Origin of the sequence: Stenotrophomonas lactitubi (assembly GCF_002803515.1) — a bacterium.
GTDB lineage: Bacteria > Pseudomonadota > Gammaproteobacteria > Xanthomonadales > Xanthomonadaceae > Stenotrophomonas > Stenotrophomonas lactitubi.
The window spans coordinates 3,748,719-3,765,482 of the sequence record NZ_PHQX01000001.1; the positions used below are offsets into that span (position 1 = coordinate 3,748,719).

At 66.3% G+C, this 16,764-nt stretch carries 20 protein-coding genes; 9 read left to right on the forward strand and 11 right to left on the reverse strand.

Annotated features, from left to right (window positions below):
* Nucleotides 1-564 carry a TetR/AcrR family transcriptional regulator gene (locus tag CR156_RS17645; RefSeq protein ID WP_100554229.1) on the reverse strand — a complete coding sequence of 188 codons (564 nt, stop codon included), beginning with the start codon at nucleotides 562-564 and terminating at the stop codon, nucleotides 1-3.
* Between the two features lie 48 nt (nucleotides 565-612).
* Nucleotides 613-1,209 carry an NAD(P)H-dependent oxidoreductase gene (locus CR156_RS17650; protein WP_100553776.1) on the reverse strand — a complete coding sequence of 199 codons (597 nt, stop codon included), beginning with the start codon at nucleotides 1,207-1,209 and terminating at the stop codon, nucleotides 613-615.
* Nucleotides 1,210-1,419: 210 nt separating this feature from the next.
* Between CR156_RS17650 and CR156_RS17655 the strand changes: the two genes are divergently transcribed.
* Nucleotides 1,420-1,917 carry a YciE/YciF ferroxidase family protein gene (locus CR156_RS17655; RefSeq protein ID WP_100553777.1) on the forward strand — a complete coding sequence of 166 codons (498 nt, stop codon included), beginning with the start codon at nucleotides 1,420-1,422 and terminating at the stop codon, nucleotides 1,915-1,917.
* Between the two features lie 171 nt (nucleotides 1,918-2,088).
* Nucleotides 2,089-2,490 (forward strand): response regulator, encoded by a 402-nt coding sequence (locus tag CR156_RS17660; RefSeq protein WP_100462214.1) that lies wholly within the window; start codon nucleotides 2,089-2,091, stop codon nucleotides 2,488-2,490.
* An 11-nt stretch (nucleotides 2,491-2,501) separates the two neighbouring features.
* On the opposite strand, the gene CR156_RS17665 is transcribed toward CR156_RS17660, so the two are convergent.
* Both CR156_RS17665 and CR156_RS17670 read right to left on the reverse strand, forming a co-directional pair.
* Nucleotides 2,502-3,329, reverse strand: a complete 828-nt coding sequence (locus tag CR156_RS17665) for an isocitrate lyase/PEP mutase family protein (RefSeq protein ID WP_207764222.1) — start codon at nucleotides 3,327-3,329, stop codon at nucleotides 2,502-2,504.
* A gap of 46 nt (nucleotides 3,330-3,375) precedes the next feature.
* Nucleotides 3,376-4,716, reverse strand: coding sequence for an acetamidase/formamidase family protein (locus CR156_RS17670; protein ID WP_207764209.1), 1,341 nt, complete (start codon nucleotides 4,714-4,716; stop codon nucleotides 3,376-3,378).
* Between the two features lie 290 nt (nucleotides 4,717-5,006).
* Here CR156_RS17670 and aroQ point away from each other — a divergent pair, with 290 nt between their 5' ends.
* The 4 genes from aroQ to accC are packed head-to-tail and all read left to right on the forward strand — an operon-like array spanning nucleotide 5,007 to nucleotide 7,804.
* Nucleotides 5,007-5,459, forward strand: coding sequence for a type II 3-dehydroquinate dehydratase (aroQ, locus tag CR156_RS17675; protein WP_100462212.1), 453 nt, complete (start codon nucleotides 5,007-5,009; stop codon nucleotides 5,457-5,459).
* Entirely contained in the window at nucleotides 5,456-5,878 is a 423-nt protein-coding gene (locus CR156_RS17680; protein WP_089237270.1) for a lysozyme inhibitor LprI family protein, read from the forward strand. The genes aroQ and CR156_RS17680 overlap by 4 nt, the downstream gene beginning before the upstream one ends.
* A gap of 54 nt (nucleotides 5,879-5,932) precedes the next feature.
* On the forward strand, nucleotides 5,933-6,424 hold the full coding sequence (gene accB / locus CR156_RS17685) for an acetyl-CoA carboxylase biotin carboxyl carrier protein (RefSeq protein ID WP_100553780.1): 492 nt from the start codon (nucleotides 5,933-5,935) through the stop codon (nucleotides 6,422-6,424).
* A gap of 12 nt (nucleotides 6,425-6,436) precedes the next feature.
* The gene (gene accC, locus CR156_RS17690) at nucleotides 6,437-7,804 is read left to right on the forward strand and encodes an acetyl-CoA carboxylase biotin carboxylase subunit (protein WP_089237274.1); all 1,368 of its coding nucleotides are present in this window, start codon (nucleotides 6,437-6,439) and stop codon (nucleotides 7,802-7,804) included.
* Nucleotides 7,805-7,902: 98 nt separating this feature from the next.
* On the opposite strand, the gene CR156_RS17695 is transcribed toward accC, so the two are convergent.
* On the reverse strand, nucleotides 7,903-8,277 hold the full coding sequence (locus CR156_RS17695) for a hypothetical protein (RefSeq protein ID WP_100462209.1): 375 nt from the start codon (nucleotides 8,275-8,277) through the stop codon (nucleotides 7,903-7,905).
* Entirely contained in the window at nucleotides 8,274-9,239 is a 966-nt protein-coding gene (locus CR156_RS17700) for a hypothetical protein (protein ID WP_100553781.1), read from the reverse strand. Before CR156_RS17700 ends, CR156_RS17695 begins: the two co-directional genes overlap by 4 nt.
* Nucleotides 9,240-9,389: 150 nt before the next feature.
* Between CR156_RS17700 and prmA the strand changes: the two genes are divergently transcribed.
* The 3 genes from prmA (at nucleotide 9,390) to fis (ending at nucleotide 11,493) form a co-directional block, all read left to right on the forward strand.
* Nucleotides 9,390-10,310: a 50S ribosomal protein L11 methyltransferase gene (prmA, locus tag CR156_RS17705; protein ID WP_100554230.1), complete on the forward strand. Its 921-nt coding sequence runs from the start codon at nucleotides 9,390-9,392 to the stop codon at nucleotides 10,308-10,310.
* 42 nt (nucleotides 10,311-10,352) lie between these two features.
* Nucleotides 10,353-11,102, forward strand: coding sequence for a DUF3426 domain-containing protein (locus CR156_RS17710; protein WP_100553782.1), 750 nt, complete (start codon nucleotides 10,353-10,355; stop codon nucleotides 11,100-11,102).
* Between the two features lie 115 nt (nucleotides 11,103-11,217).
* Nucleotides 11,218-11,493, forward strand: a complete 276-nt coding sequence (gene fis / locus CR156_RS17715; RefSeq protein ID WP_006397198.1) for a DNA-binding transcriptional regulator Fis — start codon at nucleotides 11,218-11,220, stop codon at nucleotides 11,491-11,493.
* Between the two features lie 92 nt (nucleotides 11,494-11,585).
* Here fis and CR156_RS17720 read toward each other — a convergent pair whose 3' ends face one another.
* The 5 genes from CR156_RS17720 to CR156_RS17740 are packed head-to-tail and all read right to left on the reverse strand — an operon-like array spanning nucleotide 11,586 to nucleotide 16,739.
* On the reverse strand, nucleotides 11,586-12,581 hold the full coding sequence (locus CR156_RS17720; RefSeq protein ID WP_100553783.1) for a phosphatidate cytidylyltransferase: 996 nt from the start codon (nucleotides 12,579-12,581) through the stop codon (nucleotides 11,586-11,588).
* On the reverse strand, nucleotides 12,578-13,207 hold the full coding sequence (locus CR156_RS17725; RefSeq protein ID WP_025878621.1) for a lysophospholipid acyltransferase family protein: 630 nt from the start codon (nucleotides 13,205-13,207) through the stop codon (nucleotides 12,578-12,580). Before CR156_RS17725 ends, CR156_RS17720 begins: the two co-directional genes overlap by 4 nt.
* A gap of 12 nt (nucleotides 13,208-13,219) precedes the next feature.
* Complete coding sequence (locus CR156_RS17730; protein WP_100553784.1) at nucleotides 13,220-13,657, reverse strand: hypothetical protein; 438 nt, start codon at nucleotides 13,655-13,657, stop codon at nucleotides 13,220-13,222.
* Nucleotides 13,654-14,988 carry a phosphatase PAP2/dual specificity phosphatase family protein gene (locus CR156_RS17735; protein ID WP_100553785.1) on the reverse strand — a complete coding sequence of 445 codons (1,335 nt, stop codon included), beginning with the start codon at nucleotides 14,986-14,988 and terminating at the stop codon, nucleotides 13,654-13,656. Before CR156_RS17735 ends, CR156_RS17730 begins: the two co-directional genes overlap by 4 nt.
* Entirely contained in the window at nucleotides 14,988-16,739 is a 1,752-nt protein-coding gene (locus CR156_RS17740) for a bifunctional alpha/beta hydrolase/class I SAM-dependent methyltransferase (protein WP_100553786.1), read from the reverse strand. Before CR156_RS17740 ends, CR156_RS17735 begins: the two co-directional genes overlap by 1 nt.
* Nucleotides 16,740-16,764 lie beyond the last annotated feature (25 nt).

The following is a 16,764-nucleotide window of genomic DNA, read 5'->3' on the forward strand; positions in this document are numbered from 1 at the left end:
TCAGGTGCTGCGCTTGACGATGGCGACGATCACGCGCTCCAGCTCGGCCTCGGCTGCCGCATGTTCCACCGCATCGGCCGCAACCGCTTCAGACAGGGTTTCGGCGGCACCAAGGATTGCCCAGAGGCCACTGGCCGGTACGACTTCTCCCGCTGCGAACGGTCCCAGCCACTGCGCGCACTTGTCGATGAAATCCTGCTGATAGCAACGGCGCACCGCCCGCAGTTCCGGCGATCCCGCCAAGGCGGCGAGGATGTCCTGGATCTCGCTGCCCTGCGACAGCACGCAATCGATGTAGCCCGACGCGATCGCATGCGCACGCTCCTTCAGCCGCGCTTTCGCGCTGCCGATACGCTCATCGAAGACCACAGTCTGCCTCTGGTCGTAGTCGGCATACAGCGCGGCCAGCAAACCGTTGCGGGTTTCGAAGTGGTCGTAGGCCAGCGGCTTGGCGACACCTGCCGCCTCCGCCAGACGACCCAACGTCAGCGCATCGGTGCCTTCTTCGCCGACCAGCGCCCATGCCACGTCCAGCAGCTGGCGGGCACGCTGTTCGCGGGTCAGGCGACGACGGGGCTCAGGCACGGCAGGGCTGGAAGACAAGGGTGATCGTCAGAGTGCAGGGGTTCCGATCTTACGTCCGATGTCCACCGCCGTCTGCAGATGCGTTTCGGCCATGCCGCTGTCGGCATCCAGCAGCAGCGTGGATGACAGCACCGGCGCTCCGCAGTAATCGAAGATGCCCTGGTCGATCTGGGTCTTCATCGCCTCGCCATAGCCACGCCGGTCGATCATCTGCTGGCCGGCGCCGCCCAGTCCGACCAGATGCACCTGCAGCCGCTGCAGCTTCTTTTCCACCTTGCCATCGGCACCTTCGTCATAGGCCCAGCCCTGGGTGAACACGCGATCGATCCAGCCCTTCAGCAGCGCCGGGAACGACCACCAGTAGAGCGGATAGACCAGCACGAGCGTGTCGGCCGCATCCAGCCGTGCGTGCTCGGCAGCCACATCGGCCGGCAGCGCTGTGGTCCTGCGGAAGAACGCGTGGTCCTGCGCGTTGAAGCGTGGATCGAAACCTTCCGCCATCAGATCCACGGTGGTGACCGTGTTGCCGGCGTCGGCGTTGACGATGGCCTCGCCGATCCGCGCCGCTACGGCGTGGGTGAGCGAGGAAGGTTCGGGGTGCGCGACAACGATATGGGTGTGCATGACAGCAGCTCTCGGATTCATTAGTTACCAATAGTAACTATCGGGCGGGCTAGCAACAGCATCACCGATAGGACGCTGTCGCGCGGCTCATGTGAGGCCCCTGCATGCGTGGGAACCCATGCCCTCCATGCAGCGTTCACCGTACCTGCGCCGGACTGCAACGGGCGCCCACGTAAGGTCACCACTCTCCCCCAGCATAGGTGTCGACGCATGGCCATCAAGACCGCAGAAGACCTGTTCATCCACGAACTGTCCGATATCTACAGCGCCGAGAAGCAGCTGACCAAGGCTCTGCCGCGGCTGGCCCGCGCAGCAGAAAATCCCGAACTGGCCACCGCCTTCGAGACCCACCTGGAAGAAACCCAGGGCCAGATCGAACGCATCGACCGGGTTGTCGAGCTGCTGGGCATCCGCCTCAAGCGGATCAAGTGCGCGGCAATGGAAGGCCTGGTAGAGGAAGGAAAGGAAGTGATCGATACCATCGACGAAGGGCCGGTGCGCGACGCCGCCTTGATCGGTGGTGCACAGAAGGTCGAGCACTACGAGATCGCCTCCTACGGCACCATCGCCGCCCTGGCCAAGCAGCTGGGCTACAAAGAGGCGCTGCCGCTGCTGCTGGAAACGTTGGAAGAAGAAAAGGCCACTGACGAGAAACTGACGTTGCTGGCCAAGAGCGGCGGTAACGCGCGGGCTGCTCAGGCCGCCTGATTCCATGGCAGACGCATAGCCGATGCCGCCAGGGAGGGCGGCCACGGCCAGCAGCAGAGCACGCAGATCACAGTTGCGCCTTCGCGCCGAAAGCACACCAGGCAGCCATGGCCTTGATGCTGGAAAGCAGAAACTTTACGCACCACCGCAGCATTCGCACGACAACACACCATGCAAAGCAGCAATGAACGACCCACGCCGCTACCGCGCCTGCTCCTTGTGGAAGACCAGCTCGATCTGGCTGATCTGATGGAACAGGCCCTGACCGACGAAGGCAATGAGATCGCCCACGCCAACAGTGTCTTCGAGGCATTGGGCATGCTCGACAGTGGCCACTTCGATGGCGCCGTTCTGGACGTGGAACTTCGCGACGGCGTGGTGTTTCCCGTTGCCGATCGGCTGCTCGAGCTCGGCATTCCTTACCTTTTCGCTTCGGCGGTATATGACCAGCTGGTGCCGGTCAGGCATCGGCGTGCGCCGTTCCTGGCCAAGCCGTTCCATGTGCAGGGACTGCAGCGCGCGGTACGCGAAGCGCTCGGCAGGATGCCCCCCTCGCCGGCACCGCCCCACTAGCCCGCACGCGCTTACGGCTTGAACAAGCCGTTGAGCTCGGCACCTGACGGGGTGCCCGGCAGCGCGTCGAATGAACCGGTGGCAAGCATCTGCTCCGATGCTCTGAGGAAGCCTGCCCACGCACTGCGGGCCAGCGCTCCGCCGACGCTGACCCGGCGCACGCCCAGACTGGCCGCCTGCAGCAGCGTCATCTGCCCGGGCGAAGCGATCAGCAGGTTGACCGGCTTGCCACCGGCGGCTTCCACCACGGCGCGGATCTGCTCTGCGCTGCGGATGCCAGGCGCATACAGGCAATCGGCACCCGCCTGCGCATAGGCGCGGATGCGGGCCAACGTATCGTCCAGATTGGGGCGCCCGACAAAGAAGTTTTCCGCGCGCCCCACCAGCATCACCTCGTGCCCGCTTTCGTCGATGGCACGGCGCGCTGCGCTGAGGCGGGCCACGCTGTCTTCGATGCTGCGCAGCGGATGCTCTGCATCGCCGGTGGAATCCTCGATCGACAGGCCGGCCACGCCGGTGTCGATCGCCATCGACACACTCTCGTGCACCGCCTCCGGGCTGCTGCCGAAACCATCTTCGAAGTCGGCGTTCACCGGCAGATCGGTCGCCGCCACCATCGTCCGCAGATGGGCGAGGATTTCATTGCGACCCATCGCCCCGTCAGGCTGCCCGTGGGCCCAGGCATGGCCGGAGCTGGTGGTGGCCAGTGCCTGCGCACCCAGCCGCGCCAGCGCCACGGCACTGCCAACATCCCATGGGTTGGGCAGCAGGAAGCAACCGGATGCATGAAGTGCCCTGAAGGCAGCCCGGCGGTTCTGGATCGCGTCGACACTCATCACGGACTCCTGGTTCATACGCCTTCCCAAGCTGCCAACAGGGCAACGGTCACTTGGCAGCGCGCTTCACGGCGCCGCCGCCCGGTGCCGCTGTCGTCTGCAACGGCAGCCCCTGCAACACCGCCTTGTCCAGCTTCGCCGCCACGCCAACACTGCGCCCGGCCAGGTTGGCCACCTGGTACTGCACCGCCACGCCCAGCACCTGGGTCGCCTCGGACAACGTCAATCCATAGGCCTGGCGCAGCCACTGCAGCATGCCCGAGGTGGCGATGCGCAGCGCATCGTCGCTGGAGCCGCCCTGGCCCAGGGTCATGACCTGCGTTGCCGATTCCACCCGCGGCGTTGCGATCGCATGCTGCTTCAGCAGCTCGACCTTCACCTCCACATCGAGCGACGTCTCCAGCGCCCACTGCGTGGTTTCGCCGTCGCCCTGGAGCGCGTGGCCGTCACCCAGGTACATCAGCGCGCCAGGCTGCTGCACGGGCAGGTAGACCGTATTGCCTTCGACCACGGCGTTGAAATCCATGTTGCCGCCGAAGTCGGCGGTATCGCCGGTGGAGAAGGGTGGATAGCCGAAGCCCGGCGCCAGCGCCAGGCCGCCGAGCATCGGCTTCACCGGCACTTCGAAATGCCTCAGGCCACCACTTGCGCCCTGCGGACGGGCGACGCCCCTGCTGCGGTCCAGTTGCCAGCGCACGGGCTTGCCCAGCCCGCTGGCTTCGGCGGCCACCCGCGGTGTCTTCAAGCGTCCCACCAAGCCATCCAGGCTGTCGGCATGGTCGCGGTTGAGCTTCAGCGAGGTCAGCGTGATCGCCAGCGTATCGCCCGGTTCGGCACCGACCACGAAGAACGGCCCCACCTGCGGATTGCCGAACAGCGCACGGGTAACGCCGTTCTCGTCCACGCCGCCAGAGTCCAGCGTGCGGGTCTGCACCGAGTCTCCCGGCCAGATCACCAGCACCGGCGCGCGGTCGGCGCTGAAGGTATTGGAATAGTCGGTAGGCGTGAACACATGGCGCTGCGGTGCGGTCGAGGCCCGCGCCGGTACCTTCCACGCGCTGAAGGCGTGGACGGCACGCACTTCGCGGTTGTTGGTGTCCGGCTGATCGCTCTGTCCCTGCATCCGCGCGCCGTCAATGCGCCCATCGAACTGGTAGCGCTGGCCCTGGCTGTCCGTTGCGGTAAACACCATCTGTCCGGCGCTCAGGGTGCCGGTGACCGGATCGGCATCCAGCCGACCGGCGATACGCCCGCCCTGCACGTCCAGATGCAGGGTCTGGTAGTTCCTGTTGCCCCACAGGTCGGTGGCAACGATCCATTGTTCGGCAGCCAGCGCATTCAAAGGCAGCATTGCCAGCAGAAGTGCGGGCAATCGCAGGGAGATAGGCAAGGCGGGCATCCATGAACGCCGACATGGCGGGTAAGCGCAGTGTAGGAATGCCATGGCAACCTCCGCAGTGTCGAACGTAATGCGGCCCGGCGGCGGCGGCCCTGCATGGGGGATGGTCGGCGCGCGCAATTTCCACTATCTATAGAAAGCCTTCCCGCGCCCGTCCACCACGCAACCACGCGGACGAAGGCATTTTTCAAACAGATGTTTTAAACACCACTAATTTCGCCGAACTGGACAGCATCCTCAGCTTCCGCCAGACTGCCGCCCTTTCCCGTCAATCGGATCCCATGGCGAAGCTGCTGGTCCTGCATGGCCCCAACCTCAACCTGCTCGGCACCCGCGAGCCGGAGGTCTACGGCCACACCACGCTGGCGGACATCGACCAGGCGCTGGTCGCCCAGGCCGCTGCCGCAGGTCATGCGCTGGAGAGCCTGCAGTCCAACGCCGAGCACGTGCTGGTGGATCGTGTGCAGGCCGCACGCAACGACGGAACCGCCTTCATCCTGATCAACCCGGCCGCCTTCACGCATACCTCGGTTGCCCTGCGCGATGCGCTGGCGGCGGTGGCGGTGCCGTTCATCGAGATCCACCTGTCCAACCCGCATACCCGCGAGCCCTTCCGCCAGCACAGCTATTTCAGCGACAAGGCGGTTGGCGTGGTGTGTGGCTTCGGTGCCGACAGCTACCGCTATGCGATGGACGCGGCATTGGCACGCGTGCAGGCTGCTGCCGCGTCATGAGCCTGTCGCGCGTCCTCGCCAGCGTTGTGCTGTGGGCCGGCCTGTGCGGCGCTGCCGCCGCGTCCGACCGTGAGGCCGAAGGCATCGACTGCGCGCACCCGACCACCACGATGGAGAGCGACCTGTGCGCCTCGGACGTGGCAGCGGCCGCCGACGTCGAACTCAATGCCGTCTACGCCCAGGCGCGCAGGCAGCTGCGCACGCCGGCCAACGGTGGCAGCTGCAGCTACTGCGGCAACGCCGAACAGGAACTGGTGCTGGCCCAGCGCGCATGGATGCAGCTGCGCGACCACGACTGCCAAGCGGTGTACGCCCTCAATTCCGACGGCACCGCGCGCAATGGCGCACAGATGCGCTGCCTGATCACCCTCGCGCGCGACCGCACCCGGCAGCTGCGCGACTTCTACGAACTGCTTTGACCCGAGCGCAACGCGCTTCCCACCACACTGACATCAAAGAGCAAAGAGGCCACCATGGATCTCCGCAAAATCAAGAAGCTGATCGACCTGCTGGAAGAGTCGAACCTGGCTGAAATCGAAATCAAGGAAGGCGAAGAGTCGGTGCGCCTGTCGCGCGCTCCGGTGTCCGGCTACGGCATGATGCAGGCCCCGCCGCAGATGATGATGGCCGCCCCGGTCGCCGCCCAACCGGCTACCCCGGCAATGCCGATGCAGTCGCCGACCGAAGCCTCCACCGGCGGCACCGCCAAGCCGGGCAACGCGCTGCCGGAAGGCCACGTGCTGCGCTCGCCGATGGTCGGCACCTTCTACGCCTCGTCCTCACCGGACAAGCCGGCGTTCGTCAGCATCGGCCAGCAGGTCAAGGCCGGCGAGACCCTGGCCATCATCGAAGCGATGAAGATGTTCAACCCGATCGAAGCCGATGCGTCGGGCACCATCGTCGCCATCCTCGGCGAGAACGGCCAGCCGGTGGAATTCGACCAGCCGCTGTTCGTGATCGGCTAAGGGGCGGCTGCCATGCTCGACAAAGTCGTCATCGCCAACCGAGGGGAAATCGCGCTGCGCATCCTGCGCGCGTGCAATACCCTGGGCATCCGCACGGTGGCCGTGCACTCCACGGTCGACCGCAACCTCAAGCACGTGGCCATGGCCGATGAATCGGTCTGCATCGGTCCGGCGTCGTCGGCGGAAAGCTACCTCAACATCCCGGCGTTGATCGCTGCGGCCGAGGTCACCGACGCCCAGGCCATCCACCCGGGGTATGGCTTCCTGTCCGAGAACGCCAACTTCGCCGAGCGCGTGGAAGAGTCCGGCTTCATCTTCATCGGCCCGAAGGCAGACACCATCCGCCTGATGGGCGACAAGGTCGAAGCGATCCGCGCCATGAAGTCCGCCGGTGTGCCGTGCGTACCCGGCTCGGGCGGCCCGCTGGGCGAGGACATCGTCGCCAACACCAAGATCGCCCGTGAGATCGGCTACCCGGTCATCATCAAGGCGGCCGGCGGCGGCGGTGGCCGCGGCATGCGCGTGGTGCACGCCGAAGCCTCGCTGAAGACCTCCATCGAAACCACCAAGAGCGAGGCCAAGGCCGCGTTCGGCAATGGCGAGGTCTACATGGAGAAGTTCCTGGAGAATCCGCGCCACGTGGAGATCCAGGTGCTGGCCGACGGCCAGGGCAATGCCATCCACCTCGGCGAGCGCGACTGCTCGATGCAGCGTCGCCACCAGAAGGTGGTCGAGGAAGCACCGGCACCGGGCATCACCACCGAGCAGCGCGAGCAGATCGGCAAGGTGTGCGTGGAAGCCTGCATCCGTATCGGTTACCGCGGCGCCGGCACCTTCGAGTTCCTGTACGAAGACGGCCGTTTCTACTTCATCGAGATGAACACCCGCATCCAGGTGGAGCATCCGGTCACCGAGATGGTCACCGGCATCGACCTGGTCGCCGAACAGCTGAAGATCGCTGCCGGCCAGAAGCTGTCGATCAAGCAGAGCGACGTGGTGCTGACCGGCCATGCGATCGAGTGCCGCATCAACGCCGAAGACGCCGAAACCTTCGTGCCGAGCCCGGGCACCATCACCGGCTTCCACGCACCGGGCGGCCCCGGCGTGCGCGTCGATACCCACATCTACAGTGGCTACCGCGTACCGTCGAACTACGACTCGATGATCGGCAAGCTGATCGTGCACGGTCCGGACCGCGAGACCGCCATCGCCCGCATGCGGGTGGCGCTGAGCGAGATGGTGGTCGATGGCATCAAGACCAACATCGCCCTGCAGCAGCGCATCATGCGTGACAAGGGCTTCCAGGCCGGTGGCCAGAACATCCACTATCTGGAAAAGCGCCTTGCCGAGCGCAAGAGCAAGCCGATCGCGTTGACCTGATCGGCAGCTGCTGTCGCTGCACACGAAAAGGGCGGGGATTTCCCCGCCCTTTTCTGTTTACCGTCCGGTAGCGCGCCGGGCCATGCCCGGCGCTACCTTCAACGCTTGTCGGCAACTTCCGCAGGAATCTGCGAGTTCGCCAAAGGACGCACGCCGTTCGGCGAGGTCGGATCGACGATCACCATGGTCTCGCTGGAGCCATCCGGCCACACCACCTGGAAGGTGCTGCCAGCCGGCAACGACGAGAACGGCACGCCACTCTGCGCGCGGTAAACAGCGGCAACCTGGCTGGCGCCTGCACGGCGCACATCTTCCTGTGTCTTCACCGAGGTCAGTTCCACCTTCGACAGACGCCGGTAGCGGTCCTCGTAGGTGTCGATCATCAGCAGGCCTACCGCACCGGCCGAATACGCCACAAACAACACCACCCAGAACCAGAACTTGGCCCCATGCAGGAATCGACGGTAATTCATCGTCCGTCCCTCGTTCCAATCAATCGCTTGATCCATTCCTTCATTTTCCCCGCACCTTGCCGCGAAACCGCGGCGTCATACACAAAATCACGGAAGTCCTGCGTTCCATCCGGCGAACAGATCCCTCCATTCGCACAAAAGCTGTTGACCAGCACGCTGTCGGCTCCACAGGGAAGACCGAGTTCGCAGGCCGCAACCCGCCATGCCAGTTCACTGAGCTGTTCTCCGGCGACCATGCCGACGAGCGCCTTGTCGCCGGCCGCGCGCAACCCCATGCCCGGCGCGATCGCCATATAGGCTTCCGGATCGCGCGAGGTACGCACGCGCTCGACCAGGTCACGACGGTACTGCTCGTTGTCGTGCAGCGGCTCACCTTCGGCAAACAGCGCCGCTTCGGCAGCGAGGTTGCCCTGCTGGGCCGCACGACGCCGCTCGCCGAGCACCAGCGCCGGCCCCAGCTTGTCGCCGGGCACGAAGCCACCGCAGCGCTGCGCCACCCGCTCGCGCGCCTCCACCATCTCCGGTGCAGCACTCAGGCCAAGGCCGGACAGCACGTTGTTGTCCAGGCGGTAGCCACCCGGATCAACGGCGTACTGCGCGCAGTAGTCATAGACCCGGCTGAGCATCCAGCGCGCCTCGTGGTTGCCCTGGTCGGCCTGCACGCGCAAGCGCTGCGCGTAGGCGTACAGATCGGTGGCACCTTCGATGTCGGCGCGGATATCCAGCGGCAGGCCCGAAGGCAGCGCGGTGCCACGTTCAAAAGCGGCGAGGCGGCGTGCCAGGGCTTCCGGCATCACCGGTGCCAGCGTCCCCTGCGCATCGCTGGCCTGGGCAGCCAGCGGCACATCGACGCGCGCGACCATGTCCCGGCTGTGGCCATTGGCCCGATAACCGGCCACGCCCAGCACGGCCACGGCCGGCAGGACGAGCAACCAGGTTTTCAGGGTCGGGGCGAAAGCCATCGGCAACGGTCGGTGGTACGGCACACAGGAAAGCGCCGAGTTTAGCAAGGCCCGTGAGGCCTGTCTGAATCGGCTTCGTTCATCTCAAGGCATACGGAGACGCCCTGATGGTCTAGCATGGCCCCCTTTCCCGCGATTGCCCTCACCGCCATGCCGTTTCTGGAACTGACCCTGCGTTGCACCGAAGCCACCCAGCCCCGCTATGAGAATGCGCTGGAGGACGTCGGCGCGCTGGCGGTGACCCTGCTTGATGCCGAAGCCGACACCAGCAACGAGCAGGCCATCCTGGAACCCGGCGTGGGTGAGACTCCGCTGTGGGACACCCTGGTGCTCAGCGCGCTGTTCCCGGCCGACAGCAACGCCCTGCTGCTGCTGGCCGCGCTGGAAGCGTTCGACCCGGAGCTGGACTGGAGCAGCGGCAGCTTCCGCGCCGTGGAAGACCAGGACTGGGAGCGCGCGTGGCTGGACCAGTTCCAGCCGATGGACTTCGGCAGCCGCACCTGGATCGTGCCGTGGAACCATGAGCTGCCGGAGGCCGCGCAGGCCGCCGATGCCGCCATCGTGCGCCTCGACCCGGGCCTGGCCTTCGGCTCTGGCACCCACCCGACCACCGCGCTGTGCCTGCGCTGGCTGGACCAGTTGGCCGTCGATGGCCAGCTGCAGGGTCAGCGCGTGCTCGACTTCGGCTGTGGCTCGGGCATTCTCGCCCTGGCCGCGTTGAAGCTTGGTGCCGCCCAGGCCATCGGCGTGGACAACGACCCGCAGGCGCTGATCGCCACCGCCGACAATGCCGAACGCAATGGCGAACAGGCACGCATGCAGGTGTACCTGCCGCAGGACGAGCCGGTTGCCACCTATCCGATCGTGGTCGCCAACATCCTGGCCTCCGCATTGGATGCACTGGCTGAACTGCTGGCCGCCCGTGTCGCCACCGGTGGTCGCATTGCCCTGTCGGGCATCCTGCATGGCCAGGAAGACGAACTGCTGCAGCGCTATGCGGCGTGGTTCGACGACCTGCAGGCCACCCAGGATGGCGACTGGATGCGTATCACCGGCGTACGCCGCGCCTGATCGTGGTTGAATGACCGCTGGATCCGAGCCCGCGCCCTGAGCATGTCCGAGCCGAACCCACCGCGCCGTCCCCTGGCCACGTTCCTGCGCACCGCGCAGGAACGCGATGCCACGCCTGAAGCCACCGGACCGCGCGAACCGGTGGCGACCGATGCAGCGCCGGTGATCGACGACATCGACCCGGCAACGGACATCGTGGCGGCAACAGAAGCAGAATCGCTGGTTGCCGATGATCCAATAATCGAACCGGCCTTCACTGCCACACCCGGCATCGTTGCCACCGTCGCCGATGCGCCCAGCTTCCTCGGCGCGCGCCCACGGGCGCAGCCAACCCCTCGCTGGCATTGGCTGCTGGTGGCCGCATTGGCGCTGCTGCTGTTGCTGCAGAGCGTGCTTGCCGATCGTGCACGGCTGGCCGCCGATGCCGGCACCCGGCCGTGGATCGGCGCGCTGTGCAACGTGCTGCGCTGCACGCTGCCCGCCTGGCGCGAGCCCACTGCATTCACCATGACCAGCCGTGAAATCCGCCCGCTGCCGGCCCAGGCGGGCGTCCTGCAGATCCAGGCCAGCATCCGCAACGACGCGCGCTGGCCGCAGGCATGGCCGGATCTGCGCCTGTCGCTGTCCGATGCCGATGGTCGTGTGATCGGCACCGGCGTGTTCACACCGGCGCAGTACCTCGGTGAAAACCCCGGGGCGGCCCCGCTTGAACCGGGTCAAAGCGCACGCATCGCCTTCCGCGTGCAGGAGCCTGCCGCATCCACGGTCGCATTCACCTTCGAGTTCCTTTGACCTTGGTCGGACCGTCCGGCCGTGGCAGGTCGGGCACGCTCGCGCTAGACTGACCGCCATCACCTCATCCGGTCCGGCGCCCCGCGTGCATGGACCAACCAGATCGGGAACCCCCTTGAACGCTGTCCTTTCTCGTCCTGACAACAGTCGTGGCGCTGCCCGGCCACCGCTGCGCGAACACGTGGCCCAGTCCGTGCGCCGTTACCTGCGCGACCTCGATGGCTGCGATGCGGACGATGTCTACGAGATCGTGCTGCGCGAGATGGAGATTCCACTGTTCGTGGAAGTGCTCAACCACTGCGAAGGCAACCAGAGCCGCGCGGCCGCGATGCTGGGCATCCACCGCGCCACCCTGCGCAAGAAGCTGAAGGAATACGGCATCAGCGCGTAAGCGCAGCACGCCGGGCATGGCCCGGCGCTACCGATTCCGGGTCCGCCTGGTTCAGGTAGATCCACGCCATGCGTGGATGGAAGCCCGCCGGATCACCCACCGCCGCCCGCCTTCCAGTAGTAACGCACCACGTGGAAGAACACCGGCGCGGCGAAGCATACTGAATCCAGCCGATCGAGCATGCCGCCATGGCCCTCGATCATGTTGCCCCAGTCCTTGATGCCGCGGTCGCGCTTGATCGCCGACATCACCAGGCCGCCCCAGAACCCCATCAGGTTGATCAGCAGCGACAGGCCGAACGCCTGCAGCGGCGTGAACGGGGTGATCCACCAGAGCGCGGCACCCAGCGCGCTGGCACAGAGCACGCCGCCGACGAAGCCCTCCACCGTCTTCGACGGCGACAGCTTCGGCGCGATCAGGTGCTTGCCCAGCAGCTTGCCCCAGATGTACTGCAGCACGTCCGACGACTGCACCACGATCACCAGGAAGGCGAACAGCAGCACGTTGCGCGCCGGATCGTAGCCGGGCACGCGCAGGTTCAACAGCAGCGGCACGTGCGAGATGCAGAACACGCAGATCATCAAACCCCACTGCACCTTCGACGTGCGCTCGAGGTAGTGGGTGGTATCACCGCCGATGGTAGCCAGGATCGGCAGGAACAGGAACGCATATACCGGAATCAACAGCGTGTACATGCCGTACCAGTCGATCCACACCAGGTAGTACTGCCACGGCAGCACGATGTAGAACGCGGCCAGCAACGCGTAGTAATCGCCTGATCGTGTCGGCGCCAGGGTGATGAACTCGCGCAGTGCGAACAGCGAGATGATCGCGAACAGCACGATCACGCCGGCGCGTCCGAAGAACAACGCCAGCCCCACCACGATGGCCATTACCCACCACGCGCGGATACGCGAGACCAGGTTGGCGATCACCGCGCTGGGCTTGCCGCGCTGGCGCCAGCGCAGGGTTTCTGACACCAGCGTGGCAAGCACCAGCACCGCACCCACACCGGCGAACAGCAGGCCGGTCTGCTGACCCACACTGCGTGCGGCCAGATCACCGGACATATCGATCATGAAGCTCATGCGCGACCTCCGTTCGGGGCCAGGGCCAGCAGCGCCTGCCGGCTGCGTGCCAGGAACGCGGCCTTGTCCTCATCGGCCTGCAGGCGCAGCGGCGTACCGAAGGTCGCCGTGCACAGCAGCGGCAGCGGCAGGAAACGCCCCTTCGGCATCACCCGCTTGAGGTTGTCGATCCACACCGGCACGAACTCGAGTTCCGGGCGTTGCCGGGCCAGGTGGTAGATGCCGCTCTTGAACGGCAGCAGCGGCTCATCGCCGATGTTGCGCGTGCCCTCCGGAAACAGGATCAGCGAACAGCCCTCATCCACCGCATCACGCAGCACCTGCAGCGGATCCTGATGGCGGTTGCCCGCCTCACGTTCCACCAGCACACCATTGAACACCGCGTCGATCAGATAGCGACGCAGACCATCGCGCTGCCAGTACTCGGCGGCGGCGACCGGGCGCACCTGACGCCGCAGTGCCGGCGGCATCGACGACCAGATCAGCACGAAATCACCATGACTGGCATGGTTGCCGTAGTAGACGCGGTGCTCGCTGGACGGCGCGCAGCCGACCCACAGCGCGCGTGCGCCGGTCACTACATGGATGGCCGCACTACAGGCGCGGGCGATCAGTTCAGCGAACATCGGCACCTCCCATCAGGTCTGCGGCCACAGCACGGCCAGCAGCAGGGCAGCGAACTGCAGCAGCGTGGCGGCGTACTGGCGCATCAGCAGGCGACGCATGCCGGTCCAGCGCGTATCCCAGCCACGCGTCGGCGCCTGTGCGTCCAGCCTGCGCAGGCCGGCCGTATGCAGTGCCTGGTCCACCCGTTGTGCCGCGTCTTCGCCCTGCAGGCCCTCCTGCTGCAGCAAGCGCAACAGGCTGGCATCCAACTGCACCCGCACCGCGTAATACGCCTGCACAGCGCCTGCAACCAGGCTCAGCAGCAGCAACCCAGCGGCGAACATCGCCAGGCCCGGCTCGATGCCCAGCAGCAACAGGGCCACCAGCAGCAGTCCCAGCGACAACGCGGCAGGCAAACGTCCCTGTCGCAGCAGCAGATGCATCATCGGCAGATCGGGCACAGCGCTCATGCAGCGGTCTCCTGCGCGGCAGCGGCCGCGATCACCTGTAGATGAACCTCATGCAGCACGATGCTCGGCCGCGCGGAGCGTACAATCGCCACCGCTTCGGCCACATCGCGCGCACGGCCGCTGCGCAGCAACCAGGTCGCCACGCTGGCCGCGCTGCGCGAATAGCCCAGTGCACAGCAGACCAGCACGGGGCCATGATCGCGCAGGCGTTCGATGGCGTCCGCCGCGGCACGCAGCTGCGCCGCCGATGGCACCACCAGGTCCAGCATCGGCACGCTGGCATACGCTGCCCCTGGCGCACGACAGGAAAGCTCGGCACAGGTGTCGACCACCCCTACCAGCGGCGCCGGCAGTGCGGCAGCCGGCAGACGACCCAGCCAGACCGCATCGATGACCGGCACGGGCTGCGGCGCGCGGCGCGTCCACAACCGCGAGTTGATCCACGCCGCACCCAGGTACGGTGCCAGCAGCCAGCGCGCGGCCATCGTCAACCGGCCATCGGCGCGCTTCTGGAACACCGCCGTGCCCAGCCCCGCATAGGCCATCGACACCAGCAGCAACGACACCATCGGCCACAGCAGCCACAACGCGGTGCCACGCAGCATCACCACCGGCACCAGCAGCAGGCCGGCAGCGAGCGCATACAACGCCGCCAGCCGCCAACGTTTCGGGTCACCCGTGGCCTGCCATGCACGCAGCGGCGGCGTGCCCTGCTCCGGCCACAGCCACACGCACAGCCAGCCGGCCAGCAGCCCGGTGGGAATGTCGATGAAGTGGTGCTGGAACGTTGTCAGCACCGAAATGCCGATCAGCAGCGCCCATACGTGCAGCAGCAGCCGCCAGACCCCGTGCAGGTATTGCGCGAACTTCACCCACAGCACGATCAGTAGCACGATGTGCAGCGACGGCGCCTGGTTGAAGGGCTTGTCGAAGCCCAGCAGCACATCGAACAACCAGCCGAACACACCGCCGATTTCCGGCCGTTCGAAGCTGAAGCGCAATGGCCACAACAGGAAGCACGCCACCGCGATCACCTGCGCGCTGAGCAGGCGCAACGCGTGCCGGTCCAGCTCCAGCCGACGCCGGCACAGGAAGAACGAAATCGCATAGAACAGGTCGATCGACCAGTACGGCACGATCGTCCACGGTACGAACGGAATCTGCGTCTCCCAGGCGAACGCCAGCACCGGCAATTCGGCGTGGCGGCCCGCCATCCAGTTGGCAAAGCCATAGCTGGCGAAGAAGAACGGCCCCAGCAAGACCAGCCATAGCAGGGCGCGCCGCCACGGACGCGCCTCGCTGGGTGATGCGGTTGCCACCAGCGTCGCCATCACGCGATCCGGCGTGCCAGCGATACGCTGAAGATGCCGAAGTCATCGATGCGCTGGGCCACCTTCTGGAAGCCGGCCAGGCGCACCAGTTCGTCCATCTCCTGCTGGGTACGGCGGCGCATCACCCACGCCGCGCCACCACGGTGGCTGGTCAATGCACGCGCGATGAACTCCAGCTGCGGATGCCACGGCTGCCCGGTATAGGCCAGGTAACCGCCCACCGGCACCGTCGCGGCAATGCCCTGCAGCGAACGCAGCACCGCATCGTTGTCCGGGAACAGTTCGTACAGGCCGGACACCACCGCCAGCGTCGGCGCCGGGTCCACTGCCGCCAGCTGCGCCGGATCGAACGCATCGCCCTGTTCGAAGCGAGCGATGTCGGCCGCGCCAAGGCGCTCGATCAAGGCCTTGCCCTGGGTCACGTTCAGATCGCTGAAATCGCGCAGCACGATGCGGTCGGCACGCTGCTCGCCCTGGCCGAGTGCTTCCAGCACGTAACGGCCATGGCCGGCAGCCACGTCCAGCACGCGCACCGGCGCGCCCTGCCCGCGCAGTCGCTGGGCGGCATCGCGCAGCAGTTCCTGCAGATGCTTGCCGCGCACGCGGATGCCGCGCCAACCGATCGCATCCAGATAATTGCGGTCGACCATCCGGCCCAGCGGGCCCTTGCCCCGCGCTTCATCACGGTAGATGTAGTCCAGCGTGCTGCCCGAGTCAAAACCAGTCTGCAGGCCCAGCGCGATGCCTTCGGACAGCGTGCCACCGAAGCGCAGGCCACCGCGCACCACGCGCCAGCGCAGGTCGGCCAGGCTGTTGCGCTCCGGCGGCCACGACAGGATCTCCGACTCTTCGAAGGTCGGGCCGTGCCGATGCGCATCGCGCCGCGACAGTTCCTGCAGCGGTTCGGCAAAGCGCGCCTGGATGAAGCTGCGGACGCGAGCCAGCGCCGGTGCACGGTCGCGCTCGCCCAGGGTGTCGTGGAAGAAGCCCGGCAGGTGCACGCGCTCCTTGATAGGGCTGGACAGGCGTTCGTAGAAGCGATCCTGCGGGCCGCGATGCACCACGAAGTCCGAACCAGACACCAGCAACTGCACCGGCACGCTGATCGCCTGCGCGTCGGCCACGATGCGGTCGGCGGCTTCGTACAGGCCCAGCAGCACGCGCACCGAGATCGGCCGGGTGATCAGCGGGTCGGTGCGGTAGCTTTCCACCCGTGCCGGGTCGTGGGTCAGCCATTGCGGCTTGACGTAACTGTTGACGAAGAAGTTGCCGCGCAGCTTCTGCATCAGCGCCAGCCCAGCGCGTGCGAACGGCACGTACAGCTTCACCTTGAAGGCCGGCGAAGCCATTACCAGCGCGCGCAACCGCGGCGCATAGTCATGCACCCAGGTGGCGGCAACCACCGCGCCCACGCTCTGCGCGATCACCACGATGTCCTCGATCGCGATGCCGTGCTCGGCACCGATGTGGGCGATGAAACTGTCCAGGTCGCGTACCAGCGCCGGGAACCCCGGTGCGTCGCCGCGAGTGCCGGGCGAGCGGCCGTTGCCGCGCGCATCCCATGCAAAGAAAGCCGTGTCGGGCAGGGCCAGTTCATCGACCAGATGGGTGACCCGGCCAGAGTGTTCATGGCCGCGATGCAGCAGCACGATGGCCTTGGCCGGCGTGGTTGCCGTGGTGCTCGGCCAGTACCGGTAGAACAGCGGTACCTGGTCGAAGCTGTGGAATTCCCGTTCCTGCGCCTGACGCATGCAATCTCCGTATTGGAATGGCGTG